1 protein-coding gene is annotated in these 258 nt (G+C 67.1%); it reads right to left on the bottom strand.

Annotation, left to right across the window (positions count from 1 at the left end):
• A partial coding sequence (locus FH975_RS16395) for a Gfo/Idh/MocA family protein (RefSeq protein WP_235928813.1) occupies positions 1-258 on the bottom strand: 258 nt, incomplete at both ends.

Here is a 258-nt window from a genome sequence, read left to right as displayed (position 1 = left end):
CGCTTCGGTTTCCAGCTCCACCGGAACGTCCTCGAAGGTGGCAAAGCGCAGCTGCCCACGGTCGCCGGTGATCTCGATCTGATCCTGGCGGCGGAACGCGCAGAAGCTCCATTGCGCGATGCCGTGTGTCCCCGTCCCGGTGCGGAAGCACATCGAGACGCTGTCCTCGGCGGCGTAGGCGCCGGTCAACGAGCTGGCCAGGCCACGCACATCGCTCAGCGGCCCCAGCAGATGGTCGAGCAGGTCCAGGGTATGCGA

The organism is Nesterenkonia haasae, from assembly GCF_010119385.1.
GTDB lineage: Bacteria > Actinomycetota > Actinomycetes > Actinomycetales > Micrococcaceae > Nesterenkonia > Nesterenkonia haasae.
This window is presented reverse-complemented; position numbering and strand designations above follow the sequence as displayed.